Source organism: Candidatus Nitrosopumilus salarius BD31, assembly GCF_000242875.2.
Lineage (GTDB): Archaea > Thermoproteota > Nitrososphaeria > Nitrososphaerales > Nitrosopumilaceae > Nitrosopumilus > Nitrosopumilus salarius.
The window spans coordinates 1-1,673 of record NZ_AEXL02000139.1 but is presented as its reverse complement, the minus strand read 5'-3'; the positions used below and the strand labels follow the sequence as shown (position 1 = coordinate 1,673).

2 protein-coding genes are annotated in these 1,673 nt (G+C 36.9%); both read left to right on the top strand.

Annotated features, from left to right (window positions below):
* Positions 1 to 878 (top strand): 4Fe-4S dicluster domain-containing protein (locus BD31_RS08355; RefSeq protein ID WP_008301146.1); only part of this gene is annotated, 878 nt, incomplete at its 5' end.
* 55 nt (positions 879 to 933) lie between these two features.
* Positions 934 to 1,673: glycosyltransferase (locus tag BD31_RS08350; protein ID WP_008301148.1), on the top strand; the 740-nt coding region annotated here is incomplete at its 3' end.

The following is a 1,673-nucleotide window of genomic DNA, read 5'->3' as shown; positions in this document are numbered from 1 at the left end:
TACATGGTTTCAAACTTGGATTGTACAGATTACCAATTAAACTTGAAGATCCTCTTGAAATAAAATCCGTTCATGATGGTCTCAAAAAAGCATTTGAAATGGATATGTATGCTGATAGAATTTTTGCAACATACAGATGGACAGAGCATAACATGGATGATCCAGATGCAAAAGGTTACGAAGAAGTTGATTTGTCAGTTACAGTGGAAATTGTTACTGGTGAAGTAGTGGACATTATTTATCAAATTTTTCCAATAGAGAAATTCGGTGATCCTAACTGGGTCAAAGATTACAGAAAGAAAGCAGATCATTTTGCAAAAATGGTTATAGATACTATTTTACGTAACACTATCTTGGCTGACAAGATGGTTTCATATTTGGCAAAGACCGAAAAAATTTCTGAAGTTGCTGCAATTCAAAAACTTGAAGAACTAACTCCCCTTGCAAAAATTGTTCTTGGCGCAAAACCAAAACCTGTTGAAGCAAAGGACGATGATCTAGAAGAGGATGATGCAGAAATTGAAATCCCAGATGGTGCAAAGCCTGGTCCAATTGATGTGGACTACAAATCAAAAATGAAACAATCTTCTCCATATGAAGCACCAGAACATACAATCAAAACTTGGGGTAGAAAGGGCACAAGTAATGGCATCATGGGTGTCTGGGGCGAATTTGTATCCGTAGATTATGATATTTGTATTGCAGATGGTGGATGCATAGAAGCATGTCCTGTTGGTGTTTATGAGTGGTTTGACACTCCTGGAAATCCTGCCTCTGACAAGAAACCATTAATGTCAAAAGAGCCAGATTGTATTTTCTGTCTTGCATGTGAAGGTGTATGTCCTCCTCAGGCAATCAAGATCTTTGAGCAAAAATAATTGGTAATCAATTGCAAGTATAAATAGCGATTAGCGGTTCTATGGAATTAGGGATATGGCAATCAACCCTTTCACTCAGTTAGTATTTGATCTGTTTATTTTATCAGCTATTGTAATTACTGCATACACTTGCAATTTTTACTATCTTGCATTTCTTTCTAGACGGAAAAACACTCTTGTCCAAACTGATTGGGGAACCCCATCAATTACAATTCAACTACCAATATACAATGAAAAGTATGTTGCCAAGAGACTTGTAGATGCAGTTTGCAACATGGATTATCCTAAAGACAAGATGCGAATAATGGTCTGCGATGATTCTGATGATGATACAGTTGAATTACTCGGAAATGTTGTTGATGACTATCAAAAACAAGGATTCCAAATTGAACATGTCCGACGTGGTACAAGAAAAGGGTACAAGGCTGGTGCATTAAAACATGCCATGCAAACTACCAACACTGAACTTGTTGCAATTTTTGATGCTGATTTTATTCCGCCTACATGGTTTCTAAAAAGAGCAATCCCTCATTTTTCAAAGCCAAACATTGGTCTTGTTCAATGTCGTTGGGGGCATGTAAATGAAAACTACTCTGCAATTACTCAAGCACAAGCACTTAGTCTTGATTTTCATTTTCTTATTGAACAAAAAGCAAAAAGCAATTCTCATCTCTTCATGAATTTTAATGGCACTGCTGGAATCTGGAAACGTAGTTGTATTGAGGATGCGGGAGGTTGGCATACTGCAACATTAGTTGAAGATCTTGATCTTAGTTATAGAGCACAAATGAAAGG